Source organism: Mesorhizobium sp. P2_A8 (assembly GCF_056404935.1).
Genome location: NZ_JBFUDB010000011.1, coordinates 333,560 through 352,423, shown reverse-complemented (window position 1 = coordinate 352,423; position 18,864 = coordinate 333,560). Strand labels below are relative to the sequence as shown.

Genomic DNA, 18,864 nt, shown 5'->3' with positions numbered 1-18,864 from the left:
TGACAGCGAGGTGCTGGCGGGACGTTTGGCGTGGCAAAGTTTTGCGCTCGCAACCAATGCAAATTGGGCGTATCGTCGAAATATCGTCGGCTGCTAATACATGAGCCGGCGACTGAGAGCGCAAGACTCCCGCAGCGGACTGGGCGCGATAGAATCCACAACTACTCGTCGCACCCACGAGACCATCTGCCTCCGCCGAAACCTCTTTTGCTCGGTTCCGGCCAATTGCCCTTTGCGATTCGGAAGAGGAGCGTACGGATGCAGATCATGCAAACCCGCCGCCGATTCCTGGCCGGCGCTGCGATGGCAGGCGCTGCCGGTATCGTCGGTCTTCCCGAGTCACTCCACGCGGAGCCGCCGCTGGAAACAACGACGGTTCGTCTGCCGCTGAAGATTGGTGGTTCCTACTGCTGGGCAGGCGCGTACATCGCCGGAGAACTGATGCGCGCAGAGGGCTTCACCGACATTCGCTATGTGGAAGCCGACAAAAGCGTCGACCAATCGGAATGGATTGCACGCGGTGAGACGGATTTCTCTGTGAACTTTCCGCCCAATCAGATCGTGTCGATCGACGCCGGCGTGCCGATCAAGGTGCTGACCGGGTTGCACTCGGGATGCCTCGAACTGATCGCCAAGGAGAGCATCCGCAGCGTCGCGGAACTGCGGGGCAAGAGGGTGGGCGTGGATGGCTTCAACAACTCGCGACACATGTGGCTGACCCTCATGTCCGCGTATGTCGGGCTCGATCCCGTGAACGATATCCACTGGGTCCTGACCAAGGACGTCACGCCGACGGAACTCTTCATCCAAGGAAAGATCGACGCATTCCTCGGCACGCCGCCCCAGCCGCAGGAGCTGCGCGCCAAGAAGATCGGTCACACGATCCTCAACAATGCCGTCGACCGCCCATGGTCACAGTATTTCTGCTGCATGATCTCCGCCACCACGGACTACGTGAACAGGTACCCGGTGGCGACCAAGCGGGTCTTGCGATCCATCCTCAAAGCCGCCGACCTATGCGTGTCGGATCCGCAACGGGTGGCGCAGCAGATGGTCGATCGCGATTTCGTCCCGTCGTACGACTACGCGCTCCAGACGCTCAAGGACATCCGGTACGACCGCTGGCGGGAATTCGATCCTGAAGACTCCCTGCGGTTCTACGCACTGCGCATGCAGGAGACGGGCATGATCAAATCGAGCCCGCAACAGATCATCGCCAACGGAACGGACTGGCGCGTCCTCGACGAGTTGAAGCGTGAGCTGAAAACCTGATCCCATTTGTCTCAAGGGGAGACGTGGAGATGCAAATCATCCAGAGCCGCCGGCGCTTCCTGGCCGGCCTTTCGGCAACCGGCGCCGCGAGTCTCGTTGGGGTCGGGCAATCGTTCTCCGCAGAGCCACCGCCAGAGACGACGCGGATCCGGCTCATCCGGATTCCCAGCATCTGTCAGGCCCCCCAATATGTAGCCGAAGAACTGCTGCGCAGCGAAGGGTTCACCGAGGTGCACTACCTCCAAAAGAGGGGGACCGCAGACATCGCGCCGGCTCTCGCCTCTGGTGAAGCCGACCTCAGTGCGCATTTCGCCGCCCCGCTCCTTCTCCACCTGGAGGCTGGGGATCCCATCGTCATCCTGGCTGGACTCCACGTCGGCTGCTTTGAGCTGTTCGGCACCGATGGCGTGCAATCGATCCGCGACCTCAAGGGGAAGACCGTGGCTGTGCCGTCGCTGGATTCCAGCCGATACGTCTTTCTCGCCGCTATGACGGCGTATGTGGGCCTGGACCTCCATAAGGACATACACTTCGTCACGCATCCGGGCCCCGAGTCCATCCGGCTCCTCAGTGAGAGGAAGATCGACGCCTACCTGGGCTTTCCCCCCGAACCGCAGGAGATGCGGGAGCAGCAGATCGGCCATGTGGTGATTAGCAGCACCGTGGACCGGCCCTGGTCGCAATACTTCTGCTGCATGCTGGCTGGGAACCGGGAGTTCGTCCGCACGAATCCGGTGGCCACCAAACGTGCCCTCCGCGCCATCTTGAAAGCGGCGGATTTCTGCACCAGCGAGCCCGAGCAGTCCGCCCAGTTCTTGGTGGAGCAGGGCTATACCAGGCGCTATGACCATGCCCTCCAGGTCATAAAGGGGCTCCCCTACGGTTGGCGTGAGTATAGCGCTGAGGACACCCTGCGCTTCTACGCCTTGCGCCTGCACGAGGTCGGGATGCTCAAGAGCACCCCCCAGAAGCTCTTGGCCCAGGGCACCGACTGGCGGTTCCTCAACGAACTGAAGAACGAGTTGAAGACGTAGGCAATCGCCAACACGCCGTGCGCCCTATCGAGGAAGGAGATGCTTATGCAGATCATCCAGAACCGCCGGCGCTTCCTGGCCGGCGCTGCGTCAGTCGGCGCCGCGAGCCTCGTTGGGGTCCAGCAATCGCTCTCCGCAGAGCCACCGCCGGAAACCACCAGCGTCCGCCTTGCAAAGATCAGGGGCATCTGCATCGCGCCTCAATATGTTGCCGAGGAGTTGTTGCATGCGGAGGGCTTCACCGAAGTTCGCTATGTAATGACTGAGTCAGCCGCGGGGACATCTGACGCTGTCGCGAGTGGCGAGGTGGACTTTACTTTGAATTTCGCCGCGCCGCTTGTGGTGGTGATGGATGCAGGGGGGCCGATCTCGGTGCTGGCCGGGGTGCACCCTGGCTGCTTTGAGCTATTCGGAAACGAGAATATCCACGGGATTACGGACCTGAAGGGCAAGAGTGTCGGCGTCCAAGGCTTGGGCTCGAGTCCGCATGTATTTTTGACGGGCATGGCGGCCTATGTCGGGCTGGATCCAGTCAAGGACATAAATTGGGTCACCAGCCCGACCATCAAGCCAATAACGCTCTTCAAGCGAGGGCAAATCGATGCGTTCCTCGGCTTTCCGCCCGAACCTCAGGAACTGCGCGCCCAAAACGTCGGCCACGTAGTCGTCAACAGCGCCGTCGATCGTCCCTGGTCGCAGTATTTTTGCTGCATGCTGGCCGGCAACGCCGACTTCGTTCACACCAACCCGATCGCGACCAAGCGCGTCGTCCGCGCCATTTTGAAAGCCGCCGACCTTTGCGTCTCTGAGCCACAGCGCGTCGCACGACAGATCGTCGATGACGGCTACACGGCCAACTATGACTACGCACTGCAGACGATGACCGACGTGCCTTACAACAAGTGGAGAGAATACGATCCGGAAGACACGATCCGGTTTTACGCGCTGCGACTTCAAGAGGCAGGCATGATCAGGTCGGCCCCCCAGAAGATCATCGCGGACGGTACCGATTGGCGGTTCCTCAACGAGTTGAAACGCGAGTTGAAGACGTGAGGGGCAGGCAGCCTCGTGCCATTTTCAATGGGAGGGAGAACCCCATGCAGATCATCCAGAACCGCCGCCGCTTCCTGGCCGGTGCTGCGGCAGCAGGCGCTGCAGGTCTCATCGGCGCAACGACTGACGCTTGGGCCGAGGCACCCCCTGAAACGACCTCCGTCCGCTTGCCGCGGTGGATCGATGGTGCCTACTGCTGGGCGGGGATGTACCTGGCCGGAGAGCTCCTCAAAGCGGAGGGCTTCACCGACGTCCGCTACGTGCAGGGCGACGAGAAAGTCGATCAGGCGGTGTGGATTGCACGCGGCGACACGGATTTCAGCATGAATTACGCGCCGGTCCATGTCGCCTCGATCGACGCCGGCGTGCCAATCAGGGTGCTTGGCGGTCTGCACTCCGGGTGCCTCGAGCTGATCGCCAACGACAGCATCCAAGGCATCCCGGACCTCAAGGGCAAGCGGGTGGGCATGCACGACATCGATGCGCCGTCGCGCGTGCTGGTCGCCCTGATGGCCGCCTATATCGGACTGGACCCCGTCCAGGACATCGAATGGGTCCAGGAAAGCAAGCCGGTGGAAGCCTTCGCCGACGGGAAGTTCGATGCCTATCTCTTCACGCCGCCGGAGACGCAGCAACTGCGCGCCAAGAAAATCGGCCACACGATCCTCAACACGACCCTCGACCGCCCTTGGTCGCAGCACTTCTGCTGCATGACCTCGGCCGCTGCGGACTACGTGAACAGATACCCGGTGGCGACCAAGCGCGTGCTCAGGGCCATCCTCAAGGGCGCCGACCTATGCATTTCGGATCCCGCATGGAGTGCAGCGCAAATGGTCGATCGAGGTTTCGTCCCCAGCTACGAAATCGCGCTGCAAACGCTGAGCGACACGCGGTACGACGTATGGCGAGACTACGATGCCGAAGCCTCGATGCGCTTCTACGCGCTGCGCATGCAGGAGACGGGCATGATCAAGTCGAGCCCGCAGCAGATCATCGCGGACGGTACCGATTGGCGGTTCCTCAACGAGCTGAAGCGAGAGCTGAAGACGTAGACCTATCGCCGACACGCTGTGTCTTTTTCAAGGAAGGAGAGACTCGTGCAGATTATCCAGAACCGTCGCCGGTTCCTCACAGGCCTGTCGGCGCTCGCAGCAGCGGGCCTTGCCAACGGCCGCAATGCGGCAGCAACCGAGGCCCCACCTGAAACCATCACCGCTCGCATGGCGGCGGGACCAGCCATCTGCATCGCTCCACAATATGTCGCCGAGGAGTTGATCCGGGCGGAGGGCCTATCGGATTTTCGCTATGTCGCAATGGAGCCCGGTATCGCACAGACCGAGATGCTGGCGCGCGGCGATATCGACTTCGCCATCAACTTTGCAACCGCGCTCGTCATTCCGATCGGCACCGGCGCCCCGATCAAGGTGATCTCCGGCGTGCATGTCGGCTGCTACGAATTGTTTGGGCGCGAGGACATCAAAAGCATCACGGATCTCAAGGGCCGCAAGGTCGGCGTCGGCTATAACCTGACATCGGATCCGCACATCTTCGTGAGCGCCATGGCGACTTACGTCGGGCTCGATCCGCAACGCGACATCGAATGGATCGTCGGCGCGGCAAAGCCGGCGGAGCTCTTCGCCGAAGGCAAGGTCGACGCCTTCCTGGCTTTTTCGCCTGAGGCTCAAGACCTCCGCGCCCGCAAAGTCGGCCACGTCATACTCGACAGCGCGAAGGACCGGCCGTGGTCGCAGTATTACTGCTGCATGCTGGCGGTCAACGCTGGCTATGCGGAGAAGAATCCGGCTGCCACCAAGCGGGTCGTCCGTTCCATACTAAAATCGGCCGACATCTGCGCGGCCGAGCCGGAGCGGGTTGCGCGCCTTCTGGTAGATGGCGGACGCACCAAACACTATGACTACGCTGTGCAGTCGCTCCGCGAGCTCCCGTACTCCAGTTGGCGCGACTTCGATCCCGAGGACACGATGAGGTTCTTCTCGTTGCGGCTGCATGAAGCCGGGATTGTCAAGTCGAGCCCAAACGAGATCATCGCGAATGGCACCGATTGGCAGTTCTTCAACGAGATCAAGCGCGAGTTGAAAATCTGAGCCTGCTTTGTCCTGGGGAGGAAGCGTGACATGCGGATCATTCAGAATCGACGCCGTTTCATGGTGGGCCTATCGGCGGCCGGCGCCGCAGGGCTCGTCAGCGTGCCAACATCGGCTCTTGCCGAGCCGGCACCAGAGACCACGACAGTGCGTTTGCCAAGGTCGTTCCGCGCCCTTTGCGAAGCACCCAAGAATATCGCCGGGGAGCTATTGCGCGCCGAAGGGTTCACCGATGTACGCTACATTGACTTGGCCGCCGACTCCGACCCGTCCGCGATGCTGGCAAGCGGCGAACTGGATTTCACCACCGACTTTCCGCCAGCGCACATCATGGCGATCGAAGCCGGCATGCCGATAAAGGTGGTCGCCGGCCTGCACTCCGGCTGCCTCGAACTGATCGTCAAGGAAAGCATCAGCAGCATCGCCGACCTCAAGGGCAAGAGGGTGGGCGTGTTCGCTCTGACGTCAGCTCCGCACGTGCTCGTGACCCTCATGGCCGCCTATGTCGGTCTTGATCCTGCCACCGATCTCGAATGGGTCGCGAACCCGGACGTCAGCTCTATGCAACTCTTTAACGAGGGAAAGGTCGATGCCTTTCTGGCGGTGCCACCCGAGCCGCAGGAGCAGCGCGTCCGGAACTTCGGCCACACGATCCTCAATACGACCGCCGACCGGCCATGGTCGCAACACTACTGCTGCATGCTTGCCGGCAGCGCGGACTATGTCGACAGACACCCGGCCGCGACCAAACGCGTGCTGCGAGCCATTCTCAAGGCCGCCGACATCTGCGCATCGGATCCGGAACTGGCTGCGCAACTATCGGTCGATGGCAAGTTCACAGATCGATACGACTATGCGTTGGAAGGCTTGCGCGAAGCGCGCTACGACGTGTGGCGGGAGTTCGACCCCGAAGACACAATGCGCTTCTACGCACTGCGGATGAACGAAGTCGGCTTCATCAAGGCCGGCCCTAACAAGATCATCGCCAACGGCACGGATTGGCGTTTCCTCAACGAGATCAAGCGCGAGATGAAAACGTGAGCGAGTGGCCGGCGCGCATCTTGCTGCTGGCGTTGATTTCCGGGCCGGCATACGCGCACGACGCGCCTCACGACGAGCGCCTGCCGATGATGGGCGCTGCACCGAATTTCACGCTGATATCTCAGGACCACAAGCCGGTCTCGCTGCACGACTTTCGCGGCAAGGTGGTCGCCGTCTCATTCATCTATACGTACTGTACCGACGTCTGCCCCATGCTGACCGCCCATATGGCCAGCGTGCAGGAAAAGTTGGGTAGTGCGTTCGGATCCCAAATCGCCTTTGTTTCGATCACTGTCGACCCGGAGCGCGACACGCCCGACGTTTTGAAGGAATATGCGCAGAATTTTGGTGCCGATCTGAAGGGCTGGTCGTTTCTCACCGGTGATCCGGCGACTGTCCATGAGGTTGGACAGAAATACGGGGTCATCGCGAAGAAGGCGGCGAACGGAGATGTCGACCATACATTGTTGACGTCGCTCGTAGACCCCAATGGCATCTTGCGAGTACAGTATCTTGGCGTCCGGTTCGACTTGGAGGAGTTCCGGGATGACCTTGTCAGCCTCTTGGACGAATCCAAATAGCATAACGAACCGGCTCGTTGGCTGGGTTGCCCGGCTGCCGGCGCGCGTCCAGACCAAGCTCTTGATCGCGTTCCTGTCGATCGTCGGCCTGCTGATCGTGCTCGGGGCCGTCGGGTTGCAGGTGCTGAGTGGGGTCAACGATCAAACCAACGAGCTGATCAAGCTGCAGCGCAGGATCGCGGCCTACCGCCAGGTACAGCACGACACGACCACCCAGCTCTACGGCATCTCCACCGGTCTGTTGCTTCAGGACGACCGGATGCTGGATGCTGCGCTGCGCCAGCTCAATCAGTTCGGCTACGACCTCGACCGCATGGAGTTCGTCGCCAAAGCCGAGGTGGAAGTGCTTGGCCAGGTCAGGCAAGAGTACGAACGGCTGACAGCCGGGGTGACGCACGTGGCAGAGCTCGTCCACGCCGGCCGCACTGAGGAGGCGCGCAAGGTTCAGCTTGATGAAATCATACCGTCGGCTGATCGCCTCGAGCGGCTGACAAACCAGCTGGTCAACATGGCCGAAGCCGACATGGTCGCGGCCATCGAAACCACCGAGGGTGCGTACGGCACGTCCAGACTGATCGTGGTCTCGTTTGCGGTGGGCAGTATCCTGCTGGCGTTGGGGCTCGGCTACATCATCTCCTGGTCGTTGATCGAACCGGTCAAGAAGATCGAAGCGCGTCTCAGCCAGATAGCGGCGGGCGACTTCGCCCAACAGGTTGCCGTCGCCAATCGCGACGAGCTTGGAGTGCTTGCCGCCAACGTCAACCAGACCTCCGACCAGCTGGGGCGCCTGTATCAGGAGATTGAGACGCGCACCCAGCAGCTCGACGAAGCCCTTCAGCAGCAGACAGCCACTGCAGACGTTCTGAAGGTCATCAGCCGCTCTACCTTCGATCTGCAGGTCGTGCTCGATACGTTGGTGGAATCGGCTGTCAGGCTCTGCCGTGCCGACAAGGGTGGCATCGTGCAGTTGCTGGATGGCGTGTTCCGCTATGTGTCGACGCATGGCTACCCGCCCAGTTTCCGTGCTTATGTCGACGCCAATCCGGTTCCAGCGCTTGCCGCAGGCCGAGGCTCCGCCGTAGGGCGCGTAATCGAAGAACGGCGGATTGTACAAATCGAAGACGTGACCGCCGATCCGGACTACCGCGTTGCCTTGATCGCTGAGGCCGGCGGTTTCCGCACCGTCCTCGCTGCCCCGCTGTTGCGGGAAGGTGATCTCGTTGGCGTATTCGTCATGACGAGGGTTGAGCCGCAAGCTTTCAATCCCAAGGAGATCGCGCTCGTCGAGACATTCGCCGACCAGGCCGTGATCGCCATCGAGAATGCGCGGCTCTTCGAGGCGGTGCAGTCACGCACGCGCGAGCTTGCCGCGTCTGTTGGTGAGCTCGAGGCGCTTGGCGAGGTGAGCAAGGCGGTCAATTCGACGCTGGATCTCGACACGGTGCTGAAAACGATCGTCGCCAAAGCGGTCCAGTTGTCGGAGACGGATGCTGGAACCATCTACGTGTTCAGCAGCACGCGGCAGCAATTCCGCCCGCGCGCAAACTTCGGTATGAGCGATGAGCTTATCGCCGCCGTCTCAAACCAGACGATCGGCCTGGCCGACATGGGGATCGGCGACGCACCCGGGCGCTGCATGCCGGTGCAGTTTCCCGACCTCAGCGAGGCGACCTCATCCTTCCTTGTAAGAAAGACGATCGTCGACGCGGGATATCGCGGTATCCTGATCGTTCCGCTGCTGAGGCCCAACAAGATCGTCGGTGCACTGGTCGTCAGGCGCCACAAGCCAGGTGCCTTCCCTGAGCAAGTTGTCCACCTGCTGGAGACCTTCGCAGCCCAATCGGTGCTCGCGATCCAGAATGCCAAGCTGTTCCGCGAGATCGAGGAGAAAGGCCTGGAGCTGGAGGCCGCTAGCCGCCACAAGTCCCAGTTCCTCGCGAATATGAGCCACGAGCTCAGGACACCGCTCAATTCGGTCTTGGGCTTCACAGAACTGCTGGTCGACGGCATCTACGGCGAACTCCCGGACAGGGCAAAGACGACCGTCGCGCGCGTGCAGGCAAACGGCCGTCACCTCCTCGGGCTCATCAACGACGTACTCGACCTTTCCAAGATCGAAGCCGGCCAGCTCACGCTGGCGATCGAGGACTACTCGGTCGCGCAGATTGTTCGATCGACCGTTGCGGCCATCGAGCCACTGGCACGAGCGAAGGGTCTTGAGCTTTCAACGACTGTTGCCGCGAACCTTCCAATCGGCCGTGGGGACGAACGCCGTTTGACGCAGGTCCTGCTCAATCTTGCAGGCAATGCAGTCAAGTTCACCGAAACGGGTGCAGTCGACATTCTTGCCGATGCGGTCGACGGGCACTTCGAGATCACCGTCCGAGACACCGGTCCCGGCATCGCGTCCAAGGATCAGGCTCTCATCTTCGAAGAATTCCAGCAGGTCGACAACAGCAGCACCAGGCAGAAGGGTGGCACAGGTCTTGGCCTGGCGATCTCGAAGCGCATCGTCGAAATGCATGGCGGAACCATAGACGTCGAGTCCGTGATCGGGTCAGGGTCGACATTCCGTTTCAAGGTACCAATCCGGGTGAATAAGGACGTGAGGGCCGCATGAGCAAACGAATCCTGATGGTGGAAGACACCGAGGACAACCGCCAGATCATCCGCGATCTCATTGCCACCACCGAATACGAACTGATCGAGGCGGCGGACGGCGCCGCCGGCATCGCTGCAGCCGCAGCGCACAGGCCAGACCTGATCCTTATGGACATTCAGCTCCCGCTGATCGACGGGTATGAAGCGGCCCGCCGCATCAAGGCCGATCCGGCGCTCCGGCACATTCCGATTATCGCCGTCACCTCCTACGCGTTGTCGGGCGACGAGGCGAAAGCCCTTGCTGCCGGGTGCGATGGTTACATTGCCAAGCCATTCAGTCCGCGCCAGTTGCTTTCCGAGATTCGCGGGTTCCTTTCCTAGGGGAGGCAGCGCCTTGCACGATCCGCCACGCATTCTCGCGGTCGACGATACTCCGGAAAACCTCGAGATCCTGCGCATGCGCCTCGAGGCGAACGGCTACGAAGTTGCAACCGCCGCCGATGGTGAAGAGGGGCTTGCGAAAGCCCGCGAACTCGCGCCGGATCTGATCCTGCTCGACATCATGATGCCGAAGCTCGACGGCATCAGTGTGGTACGCATGCTCAAGCAGGACACCTCCCTGCAGGCGATTCCGGTCATCCTCGTCACCGCGAAGGCCGACACGCGCGATGTGGTCGAGGGGCTGGACGCCGGGGGCGACGACTATTTGACAAAGCCCTTCGAGCACCAGGCGCTGTTGGCGCGGGTGCGCTCGATGCTGCGCCAGAAGGCGCTTCACGACACTGTCGCGAGCCAGGCCAAGCGCCTTGAGGACCAAGCCGCGCAACTTTCCGACTGGAACCGCGCGCTCGAGCAAACGGTGGCCGGCCAGGTGACGGAGCTCGAGCGAATGGCGCGGCTCAGGCGGTTCCTGCCCGAACAGGTCGCCGACCTCATTGTTGCGGCGGGCAATGGAGACGCGCTCTTGCAGAGCCACCGTCGCGAGGTGACCGTAGTCTTTTGCGATTTGCGCGGCTTTACGGCCTTCGCGGAGACCGCCGAACCCGAAGAAGTCATGACAGTTCTTGCCGAGTATCATTCCTGTCTTGGTGAACAAATCGTCAGCCACGAGGGAACTCTCGAGCGGTTCGTGGGCGACGGTATCGTCGTGGTTTTCAACGATCCACTGCTATGCGCCGACCACAGCGAGAGAGCCGTTTCGATGGCTGCTGCGATGCGCGACGCAATTGCCGAGCATTCCGAGCGATGGCGCAAACGGGACTATTTGCTGGGCTTCGGGATCGGCATTGCGAGGGGCCACGCAACCATAGGGCGCATCGGTTTTGATCAGCGCTCGGACTATGCCGTCATCGGCACTGTGTCGAACCATGCTGCCCGATTGTGCGAGGAGGCCAAATCCCGCCAGATTCTCGTTAGCCAACGGGTCCTCGGCGCTGTCGAGTCGCTGGTCGAATCCGTTCTTGTTGGCGAACTGACGCTGAAAGGTTTTCGCCGCCCGATGCCGGCCTATGAAATCATGCGGTGGATCGGTCGGCCAAGCTAGCGTTGGACGCAGGCTGGTTTCTTTCGAACGGCGGCACAAAGCAGCCCAGCCACCGACCGATCTCAAGATCGCCGCACGGGGAGAAAGCGGTCATTCCGTGATTAACAACCAATGACAGCCCCTGACACCGCGCCTTCTCGCCTGTTCGCTCGGAAGGTCATTCGTTGCGCCAGTATGGGTGGGAACAGCTGAACCGGCGCGAGCCGATCAGCTGGCGTTCAGTCCCCGATATCGTTCCTTCGACATGCAGATCATTCGCGGTCATGTCGGGTAAGACAGTGTAACCCTGGTCGACAAGCTGCAGTTTCAGCTCTGCGAGGTGGCGCTTGAATCCGCTTTCGATGTGGCTGTGAGGATACCGCCATCCGTTCCTGCATGCACGCACGAGGATGTCGGAATACAGTAGAGCGCTGGCGGCTTTCACCGCATCTTCGGGAATCAGCTTGCCGTTGGTTTGGGCGCCTTCAGACAAGCATGGCCCCGCCGATACGGACAGCACCAGTATTGCGGCCAAGACAGACAATTTTGTCATGGATCCCTCCGTGTTTCCGAGTCTGCCAAGCGACCAGACCCTGCCGGCCTGCGGAGGCTAGAATGCTGACCCGTCGGATGGAATCGTGCAAATGCAGTGTTTTCGATGACGCATCTGTAGTATTTTCGCCCTGACGCTAGAGTTCTTGGCCACAGGTCGGCAGCGGATGGGAAATTTGAAACGATGCTTGGCGCCGTAGGCAATCGTCTCGCCGGCCTGTCGGATCGGGAGCTGGTGGTCGCGGCAAAGTTCGCCGAGGGGATGACCTATCGCGAAATCGGCGAGACACTCTTCATAGCGCCTACCACCGTTCGGACCCATCTTTCGGCCATCTACCGGAAACTCGATGTTCGCAGCAAAGTGGCACTTGCTGCGTTGCTTGCCGATCACCGCCAGCAGGACCTCGGCCAAGCACCACCCGACAGCCTTTCGATGGACGAGTCGGGGCCGCCAGTCGTCGCGGTTCTCCCGTTCGACAATCTAAGCGGAGAAGAACGCTGGACTCGTATCGCTGATGGTTTGTCGGCGGACCTCATAGTTGATCTCGCCCGTTACCGCGACCTAGCGGTGATCGCCCGTCAGACAATGCTTTCCTACAAGGGACGGCATGCTGACGTCCGAGACCTCGGACGAGAGTTGAATGCTGACTATGTGATCGAGGGAAGTTTTCAAGTGGACGGGCAGCGGGTGCGCATTCGCGTGCAACTCGTCGACGCCCACACAGGGGTTGATGTCTGGACGGTGCGTTACGATCGGTCCGCGAACAACCTGTTTGCGATGCTGGACAGCGTGACCGAGAACATCATCAATGTCCTCGCGACTGGCCACGGTCAGCTCGCCAATCTGCGACGCGATGCGGCTCGTCGGAAGCCTCCGGCAAGTTTGCAGGCCTATGACTGCTACCTGCTTGGGCTTGAGCAGAAGCACCTTTTCAGCCGTGCGTCGAACAAGGAGGCGATACGGCTGCTGACGCGTGCAATCGAACTCGATCCGGGTCTTGCAAGAGCCTGGACCGCGTTGGCACTTGCGCATGCTGTGGATGCTATCAACGGGTTTACTGACGACGTTTCCGGCTCGATCGAGAGCTGGAGCAAATGTGTCAAGCAAGCGCTGGCACTCGATCCGGCCGATAGTTACGCCCGCATAATGCTTGCTGATCTTCGGGCATTGCAGGGCGATATCGACGCTGCTGTCGAAGAACATGACCGAGTGTTGGCGGCGGCTCCAAATGACGCTGACGCACTTGCCTTTCTTGCGGGTAGCCTTGCTCTCGTTGGAAGAGACCCGAAGCGGGGCTACGAATTGGCCAAGCGAGCGGTCCGGCTAAATCCGTATGTTCCCTGGTACTATGGAATGCTTGCGCGATGCAGCTTCGTTCTTGGCCTTCACCGGGAATCGTTGGTCGCGCTACGTCAAGCTGCGCCAGACTCGCCCGCCACACTTCTATTTCTAGCAATGGCTCATGCGATGCTCAATGAAACGCCTCAGGTCGCCAGGATCAATGCGCGACTGAAGGACGAATTCCCGGACTTCACGGCCGAAGTGTTCATCAGCACCTATCCGGTAACCAATCCTGTCGCCATTGCTGCGATCAGGGAAGGCGCCCGTCGTGCGGGTTTGGCATAGCTTCAATCCCAGTCGCCCGCGCGCGGCTCTACTGGTCCGAAAACCTCACGCTCACGCCGCGCTGCCGAAAATATGCCTGCATCAACTTCCTGCCCGAGCGGTTGTTCTGTGCCAACTTGGTCGGGTCGAACACCGCCTGTTTTATCCCTTCTCGTGTCAGAGCCGCCTTAAGCGTCGCGATATGTGCGTCGATGTCGGCATTGTCCGCCCGGAGGGAGGCATAGATACTTTCGGTAGCCTGGGCCACGGTCGGTTCGCTCACAGGTGTCGTCCTTTGGTTGGTTGAGCGGCGGCTTACCACAGATTCGCGGCTCCGCCGATACCGATGAGACCGTTAGTCGTCTACCGGCATAGCAGGTTCCTGGCGCGAGCCGACCCCCAGTTGGTCGCTGGAGGTGTCTGCTTTCGGATAACCGCAAAATTGCCGACTTCCGCTCCCACCTGCGATGCGTGGTCGCGAAAGCGAACCGTTTCTTATGGGGCTTCGTAGAGCTCCAGCGGCAATCCATCCGGGTCGCTGAAAAAGGTAAACCGTTGGTTTGTATATGGGTCGATCCGGATTGGCTCAACGGCAACGCCGGCGGCTTCCAGGCGCATGATTGCGGGATCAAGATTCGCCACGGCAAATGCCAGATGTCTCAGGCCTGCCGCCTCCGGATAGGACGGCCGCATCACGGGTGCAGGGAAGGAGAACAATTCCAGCTGGACGGAGCCGATCCGCAGATCCGCCTTCCATGACTGCCGCTCCTCCCGATAGACCTCCCGGATCAGATCGAGGCCGAGGAGTTCGACATAGAACCGTCGCGACCGGTCGTAGTCGGTGCAGATGAGCGCGACGTGGTGAATGGCGTTCAGCATGCTACGAACTCTAGCCAAGCTGGGATCTGAGGCCAAGGTCATACGGATTTCATCTGCGCCTGATCGGCGACATGATGTTGCCGCCAGAGCGCAACCAGGCAACACATGTCTTGAGCCTCTCCCATGTTTTAGCTTGATAGGGTAGATTGTTGCACCGGAAGGGGGCGATGCACCACTCATTTGGACAATTCGAACTCGATGAAGCTGCTCGCAAACTGTCGCTGAGAGGCGTTGGGCAGAAAATCCAGCCGCTTGTTTTTGACTTGCTGGTGTACCTGGTCCGCAACGCGGGCAGAGTCGTCCCCAAAGACGAACTGATGGACGCTCTTTGGCCCGATGTCATTGTGACTGAAGCTTCGCTTCAGCGCGTGGTCAGCCTCACCCGCAAGGCGCTTGCAGCAGGCGGGTTGCAGGACGCGATACACAGCTACGTTCGCCACGGTTATCGCTTCGCCATCGATGAGCCGGGGCTGGGATATGCACAGCCTGCCTCGTTCCAAGGGGCCGACGATCTCGCTGAGGCTCGCAGGCTGGCCGCCGCACGCGATTGGAGCGCGGCTGCAAAACTCTTCGCCAATCTTGCAGAGATTGAAGCTCTCTCTTCGGCGGACATCGACCTTTGGGCTCTGGTCGTCGAATGTGGCGGGCGGCCAACCGAGGCGATCCCTGTGCTGGCTCGCGCTGTAGCGGCTCATATCGAAGCTGGCGATTTCGCGCGCGCCGCGAGATCTGCCGTCACGCTCGCCAAGATCCAGGCCGAACGCGGATCGAGTGCCGTTGCGGAGGGATGGCTGGAACGTGCTGCTTCGCTTCTGTCTCAGTCGCCAGACGACAGTACGCAGTCATATCTGCTCTGGATGAGATCGCGCCTTGCATCCTCGGGCGGTCGCCCGGAGGAAGCGCTTCAACTGGCGTCAGCCGCCCACGCGATAGCTGAAAATTGCGAAGATCCTGGCCTGCGAGCGCTGACCCTGACGTACAAGGGATTTTTCAATCTGGCCCTCGGCAAGATCGATGAGGGCAGCGAGCAGCAAAACCATGCGGCGGCGATCGCGTTGTCGAGTCAAGTCGACCCCATCACCGGTAGCCTGGTGTACTGCAATATCCTCTGGAGTTGCAGGACCTTTGCCGACTGGCCGCGGGCTCGCCAGTGGAGCGAAGGCTTTGAAAGCTGGTGCACCGCAAGTTTTGCGCAAACATCAGGAGCCTGTGACCTTCATCGCGCGGAAGTCGTCGCAGCGCAGCAGATATTGCCTGAGGCCCTCACCTGCATAAACGAGGCGCTTCCCAAACTCTCCGCGGAGGAATCCTGGTCGCTTGGCGAAGGCTTTCGCGTCCGTGGTGATATCTTCGCCATGATCGGCGATCTCGCAGCGGCGCGCGCCGACTACGATCAGGCCTATGCACTCGGCTGGGATGCGGAGCCGGGCAACGCCCAGCTGTTGTTCGAAACCGGCGATCTGGACGGTGCGCTGGCCGCACTTGATCGGGCTTTACAGGGGATGTCGTGGTTCCATCTTCAGCGACGCGGAAACCTGTTGGTGAACGCGGCCTGCATAGCGGCGCGCGGTGGGCGCTCAGCCCAAGCATCAATCTATCTCGCTGAAATCGATGCACAGCCAGAGCGCTGGCGACAGCCGGCTACGCAGGCTTTGATAGCCGAAACCAAGGCTGCGCTTTGCGAGCCCGGCGACCCGAACGGAAATCGGCTTCTGCTACTGGCCCGGCAACTCTGGACCAGCACAGGCGTCGATTATCATGCGGCGAGGGTTCGGCTACAGCTAGCAAAGGCATTGCTGAACTCGGGCGACATCAGTGGGGCGAAGGTGGAAATCACCGCGGCGGAGAGATCGGCTCGCCACCTGGGATCGCAGCGTTTGGCAGAGGAAGCCGCGATGCTTCGCCATAGCCTTTCGCAAGATAGCCAGTCGCCTGGCGACGGCTCTATGCAAGCGCTGACTGCTTGACCCCTGCCCTCCTGCTTGCCTGGATGATCTGCTGATACGGTTGTCAGCCGGCGATCGGAAAGATCAGCCAGAGATCAGCCCTGGATAAGGACGATCAGTCCCCCAAGACGTATTTTTTCCCAGCCATGCAGACACGCGTGGCCATCAGCGGCGCCGGCGAAGGGTCGGCGCGAAAGTGAAAGGGAAAATCATGAACCTCTTTGTCATCCGTCGCCCGAGCGCGTGGGCATCTCTGCAGGAACTCGAAGCCGCCGGCGCGAAATCGGCAAAGGTCGCCAAGGAGCAGATGTCGGGCACGGTCAACTGGATCCGCAGTTACGTTGTGCATGAACCCGATGGGCGCATCGGCACCTTCTGCATCTACGAGGCCAAGGACGGTGAGGCCATCCGGGATCACGCCAAGCGCGTCGGCATGCCTGGCGAGGAATTCTACCCGGTTGCCGACACCGTCATCCTTCGGAACGATCCGATTTCGACGGCGGCCGCCTGACGACCTCCAGTCGCTGCCTCGCGTGGTCAACGTGAGGCAGCGTCATCCAACCAGCAAGCAATGATCAGAACGGCGCCTGGAGCGGCCTGCCCGCATTCTCTGGCGCCACGATTCCTGACCAGTGGAGAAAACGATGTTTCACTACCTAAAGCGCATTTCGATCGGGCTGAGGGCGCGCAGAGCCGAAAGGGCTTTGCGCGAACTACCTGACCATATCCTGAAGGACATTGGCATTCGCCGCGCTGCGATCTCCTACGCCGTTCGAGAGCATCTCAAGGAAGATTGCGTCTGAGTGCTCGCCCTCAAATGGAACCAAAGACATGGAAATTCTCATAAACATGGCGAATATCATGTATGTGGTCGCCTACTTCACCTTGGATATTCTGCGGTTGAGAATCCTCACCACAGCGGCCGCAATCTGCCTCGCCGTGTATTTCTACAGCCAGCCGACGCCGCTCATGAACGTCGTCGGCTGGAATGTCTTCTTTGTGCTGCTGAACCTGGTCCAGATTGGCCGAATCTTGAAGTCTCGCTACAGCTGAAGCAAGGCTCGCCGACACGCTGAATGTCGGGTCGAATGCAGCCGCAGCCTGCTCCAAGTTGCCAGAGCAATTCCAGGAAAAGTGTGAAACGGCTTTCCGTCCGGAGTTGCGTCCAAACAAGGGGTAAGGCAGTTTGCCACGGACATTTTGGGGGGCGTAGGCATCGTCGTGACCTGACCCAATCCGAACATTGCTTTGGCGCATGGAAGCGGCGCGCGGACGCAATGCCCTGGGTTCAGAAACAGAACCGCGCGAGGCTGCCTTTCCCATCTAGAGCAAAGAATCTCCTGGAGCGCATCGCCGATTACCCTTTGGTGAAATGACGGAATCCGTAGCCCCCGCGCGCCGAATGGAGTAGAGTATCCCATAAATCGGTCTGCGAGCGAACGTCGCCCGGAGGTTTGTCGTGACCGTCACCAAGCGAATACGGTTGCTGATGGCCTCACTGAGGGTCACGCCCCTCGGAATAGGCCCGGATCGGCTTGTCTGCATTGCTGCGCTCGTTGCGTGCATTTCCTGGCTCGGAATTGCTGGTGGTGCGGCGACCGCAGGGCCGCTTCATGACGCTGCGCGGGAGGGCGACGCCGGAAAGGTTGCCGAACTCCTGGCACAAGGCGCCAATGTGAACGATCGCGACGAGAGCCGTCAGACCCCGCTGATCGATGCGGCGCTTGCCGGCAAGACCGAGGTCGCCATTGCGTTGATCGAGGCCAAGGCCGACATCGAAGCCCGCAACGATCGCGGCTTCACCGCGCTACATGCGGCAGCCTACTCAGGAAGCCTGGACATTGCAAAATTGCTGCTCGACCACGGGGCCGAGGTCGACGCGTTGAGCACGCACAAGATCACGCCGCTGCATGTGGCAGCAGAAGAGAACCAGACGGCCATCGCGGAGCTGTTGATCGCGCGCGGCGCACAGGTCGAGGCAATCCAGGAATACGGGTACACGCCTCTCAGCCGCGCGACATTCTATCAGAGCACCGACGTGATGGTTTTGCTCAAGAAGCACGGCGCAAAATGCCAACCCAAGGAAACGATGGGGTCGTCGTACAAGGTGTGCATCGCCCTCGGCAACTGACATCGAGAAAGGTTACTGGAGGAGAACATGACAGAGAACCGTTCCAGAAGGTTTGACAGTTTGCTTTGCGCGGGAGTAGCCGCCGCCTCCCTCCTCCTCTTCGGCACCGGTGGATCCCACGCCGGCGACGGAGTGAACACCGGATACTTCGGCAACGTCGCCATCCTGGGTTATGATCCGGTAGCATACTTCACCGACGGTCGCGCGACGATGGGTTCGCCCAACATCTCGAGGAAGTGGCTCGGAGCGACGTGGTACTTCGCCAGCGTCCAACACCGGGATGCCTTTGTTTCCGAGCCGGTGCGCTATGCCCCTCAGTTCGGCGGCTTCTGCACCGGGGGAATGTCAGTTAAGGAGGCATCCGCGAACCTTGACCCGGAAGCCTTCCGCATCGTCGATGGCAAGCTCTTCCTGTTCTCCGGAAAGGAGGGCCTGGAGGAAGACTTCGATGCCAACCCGGCGCCTGTCATTGCGAAAGCGGAAGCCGAATGGCCCGCAGTGGAGGCCAAGGAACTCGAGGCTAGAGCGGCCGCCAACTAGC

Annotated in this window: 20 protein-coding genes; 17 read left to right on the top strand and 3 right to left on the bottom strand. The window is 60.6% G+C overall.

The features are described from left to right. The first annotated feature begins 258 nt into the window (after positions 1 to 258). The 10 genes from AC1D10_RS31095 (at position 259) to AC1D10_RS31050 (ending at position 11,230) form a co-directional block, all read left to right on the top strand. Entirely contained in the window at positions 259 to 1,272 is a 1,014-nt protein-coding gene (locus tag AC1D10_RS31095; protein ID WP_477278625.1) for an ABC transporter substrate-binding protein, read from the top strand. Positions 1,273 to 1,301: 29 nt separating this feature from the next. Beyond that, complete coding sequence (locus tag AC1D10_RS31090) at positions 1,302 to 2,306, top strand: ABC transporter substrate-binding protein (protein WP_477278624.1); 1,005 nt, start codon at positions 1,302 to 1,304, stop codon at positions 2,304 to 2,306. A 45-nt stretch (positions 2,307 to 2,351) separates the two neighbouring features. Then, positions 2,352 to 3,359 (top strand): ABC transporter substrate-binding protein, encoded by a 1,008-nt coding sequence (locus AC1D10_RS31085; protein ID WP_477278623.1) that lies wholly within the window; start codon positions 2,352 to 2,354, stop codon positions 3,357 to 3,359. Positions 3,360 to 3,403: 44 nt separating this feature from the next. Next, on the top strand, positions 3,404 to 4,411 hold the full coding sequence (locus tag AC1D10_RS31080) for an ABC transporter substrate-binding protein (RefSeq protein WP_477278622.1): 1,008 nt from the start codon (positions 3,404 to 3,406) through the stop codon (positions 4,409 to 4,411). Positions 4,412 to 4,456: 45 nt separating this feature from the next. Continuing rightward, on the top strand, positions 4,457 to 5,464 hold the full coding sequence (locus tag AC1D10_RS31075; RefSeq protein ID WP_477278621.1) for an ABC transporter substrate-binding protein: 1,008 nt from the start codon (positions 4,457 to 4,459) through the stop codon (positions 5,462 to 5,464). A 30-nt stretch (positions 5,465 to 5,494) separates the two neighbouring features. Continuing rightward, positions 5,495 to 6,505 (top strand): ABC transporter substrate-binding protein, encoded by a 1,011-nt coding sequence (locus tag AC1D10_RS31070; protein WP_477278620.1) that lies wholly within the window; start codon positions 5,495 to 5,497, stop codon positions 6,503 to 6,505. Then, positions 6,502 to 7,086: an SCO family protein gene (locus AC1D10_RS31065; RefSeq protein WP_477278619.1), complete on the top strand. Its 585-nt coding sequence runs from the start codon at positions 6,502 to 6,504 to the stop codon at positions 7,084 to 7,086. The genes AC1D10_RS31070 and AC1D10_RS31065 overlap by 4 nt, the downstream gene beginning before the upstream one ends. A gap of 61 nt (positions 7,087 to 7,147) precedes the next feature. Further along, a complete protein-coding gene (locus AC1D10_RS31060; RefSeq protein WP_477278618.1) occupies positions 7,148 to 9,706 on the top strand; it encodes a GAF domain-containing protein in 2,559 nt (852 codons plus the stop codon). A 14-nt stretch (positions 9,707 to 9,720) separates the two neighbouring features. Continuing rightward, positions 9,721 to 10,068, top strand: coding sequence for a response regulator (locus AC1D10_RS31055; RefSeq protein WP_245445640.1), 348 nt, complete (start codon positions 9,721 to 9,723; stop codon positions 10,066 to 10,068). A 13-nt stretch (positions 10,069 to 10,081) separates the two neighbouring features. Further along, positions 10,082 to 11,230 (top strand): response regulator, encoded by a 1,149-nt coding sequence (locus tag AC1D10_RS31050; protein ID WP_477278617.1) that lies wholly within the window; start codon positions 10,082 to 10,084, stop codon positions 11,228 to 11,230. Positions 11,231 to 11,387: 157 nt separating this feature from the next. Here AC1D10_RS31050 and AC1D10_RS31045 read toward each other — a convergent pair whose 3' ends face one another. Further along, positions 11,388 to 11,762, bottom strand: a complete 375-nt coding sequence (locus AC1D10_RS31045; protein WP_477278616.1) for a hypothetical protein — start codon at positions 11,760 to 11,762, stop codon at positions 11,388 to 11,390. A gap of 183 nt (positions 11,763 to 11,945) precedes the next feature. Between AC1D10_RS31045 and AC1D10_RS31040 the strand changes: the two genes are divergently transcribed. Then, entirely contained in the window at positions 11,946 to 13,388 is a 1,443-nt protein-coding gene (locus AC1D10_RS31040) for a LuxR C-terminal-related transcriptional regulator (protein ID WP_477278615.1), read from the top strand. A gap of 28 nt (positions 13,389 to 13,416) precedes the next feature. Here AC1D10_RS31040 and AC1D10_RS31035 read toward each other — a convergent pair whose 3' ends face one another. Beyond that, a complete protein-coding gene (locus AC1D10_RS31035) occupies positions 13,417 to 13,650 on the bottom strand; it encodes a hypothetical protein (protein ID WP_477278614.1) in 234 nt (77 codons plus the stop codon). A gap of 212 nt (positions 13,651 to 13,862) precedes the next feature. Continuing rightward, entirely contained in the window at positions 13,863 to 14,246 is a 384-nt protein-coding gene (gene gloA2, locus AC1D10_RS31030) for an SMU1112c/YaeR family gloxylase I-like metalloprotein (protein ID WP_477278613.1), read from the bottom strand. A 167-nt stretch (positions 14,247 to 14,413) separates the two neighbouring features. Here gloA2 and AC1D10_RS31025 point away from each other — a divergent pair, with 167 nt between their 5' ends. The 6 genes from AC1D10_RS31025 (at position 14,414) to AC1D10_RS31000 (ending at position 18,863) form a co-directional block, all read left to right on the top strand. Then, positions 14,414 to 16,213 carry a winged helix-turn-helix domain-containing protein gene (locus tag AC1D10_RS31025; protein WP_477278612.1) on the top strand — a complete coding sequence of 600 codons (1,800 nt, stop codon included), beginning with the start codon at positions 14,414 to 14,416 and terminating at the stop codon, positions 16,211 to 16,213. Between the two features lie 190 nt (positions 16,214 to 16,403). Continuing rightward, positions 16,404 to 16,703, top strand: coding sequence for a nickel-binding protein (locus tag AC1D10_RS31020; RefSeq protein ID WP_477278611.1), 300 nt, complete (start codon positions 16,404 to 16,406; stop codon positions 16,701 to 16,703). Between the two features lie 133 nt (positions 16,704 to 16,836). After that, on the top strand, positions 16,837 to 16,995 hold the full coding sequence (locus tag AC1D10_RS31015) for a YjiS-like domain-containing protein (protein WP_477278610.1): 159 nt from the start codon (positions 16,837 to 16,839) through the stop codon (positions 16,993 to 16,995). Positions 16,996 to 17,023: 28 nt separating this feature from the next. Beyond that, a complete protein-coding gene (locus AC1D10_RS31010) occupies positions 17,024 to 17,245 on the top strand; it encodes a hypothetical protein (protein WP_477278609.1) in 222 nt (73 codons plus the stop codon). A 406-nt stretch (positions 17,246 to 17,651) separates the two neighbouring features. Beyond that, positions 17,652 to 18,323: an ankyrin repeat domain-containing protein gene (locus tag AC1D10_RS31005; protein WP_477278608.1), complete on the top strand. Its 672-nt coding sequence runs from the start codon at positions 17,652 to 17,654 to the stop codon at positions 18,321 to 18,323. 27 nt (positions 18,324 to 18,350) lie between these two features. Beyond that, entirely contained in the window at positions 18,351 to 18,863 is a 513-nt protein-coding gene (locus AC1D10_RS31000; protein ID WP_477278607.1) for a YHS domain-containing (seleno)protein, read from the top strand. Position 18,864: the final 1 nt, after the last annotated feature.

Coding starts and splice junctions, on each gene's coding strand:
- AC1D10_RS31095 (WP_477278625.1), top strand. CDS start 259: ATGCAGATCATGCAAACCCGCCGCCGATTCCTGGCCGGCGCTGCGATG.
- AC1D10_RS31090 (WP_477278624.1), top strand. CDS start 1,302: ATGCAAATCATCCAGAGCCGCCGGCGCTTCCTGGCCGGCCTTTCGGCA.
- AC1D10_RS31085 (WP_477278623.1), top strand. CDS start 2,352: ATGCAGATCATCCAGAACCGCCGGCGCTTCCTGGCCGGCGCTGCGTCA.
- AC1D10_RS31080 (WP_477278622.1), top strand. CDS start 3,404: ATGCAGATCATCCAGAACCGCCGCCGCTTCCTGGCCGGTGCTGCGGCA.
- AC1D10_RS31070 (WP_477278620.1), top strand. CDS start 5,495: ATGCGGATCATTCAGAATCGACGCCGTTTCATGGTGGGCCTATCGGCG.
- AC1D10_RS31055 (WP_245445640.1), top strand. CDS start 9,721: ATGGTGGAAGACACCGAGGACAACCGCCAGATCATCCGCGATCTCATT.
- AC1D10_RS31045 (WP_477278616.1), bottom strand. CDS start 11,762: ATGACAAAATTGTCTGTCTTGGCCGCAATACTGGTGCTGTCCGTATCG.
- AC1D10_RS31040 (WP_477278615.1), top strand. CDS start 11,946: ATGCTTGGCGCCGTAGGCAATCGTCTCGCCGGCCTGTCGGATCGGGAG.
- gloA2 (WP_477278613.1), bottom strand. CDS start 14,246: ATGCTGAACGCCATTCACCACGTCGCGCTCATCTGCACCGACTACGAC.
- AC1D10_RS31025 (WP_477278612.1), top strand. CDS start 14,414: ATGCACCACTCATTTGGACAATTCGAACTCGATGAAGCTGCTCGCAAA.
- AC1D10_RS31020 (WP_477278611.1), top strand. CDS start 16,404: ATGAACCTCTTTGTCATCCGTCGCCCGAGCGCGTGGGCATCTCTGCAG.
- AC1D10_RS31015 (WP_477278610.1), top strand. CDS start 16,837: ATGTTTCACTACCTAAAGCGCATTTCGATCGGGCTGAGGGCGCGCAGA.
- AC1D10_RS31010 (WP_477278609.1), top strand. CDS start 17,024: ATGGAAATTCTCATAAACATGGCGAATATCATGTATGTGGTCGCCTAC.
- AC1D10_RS31000 (WP_477278607.1), top strand. CDS start 18,351: ATGACAGAGAACCGTTCCAGAAGGTTTGACAGTTTGCTTTGCGCGGGA.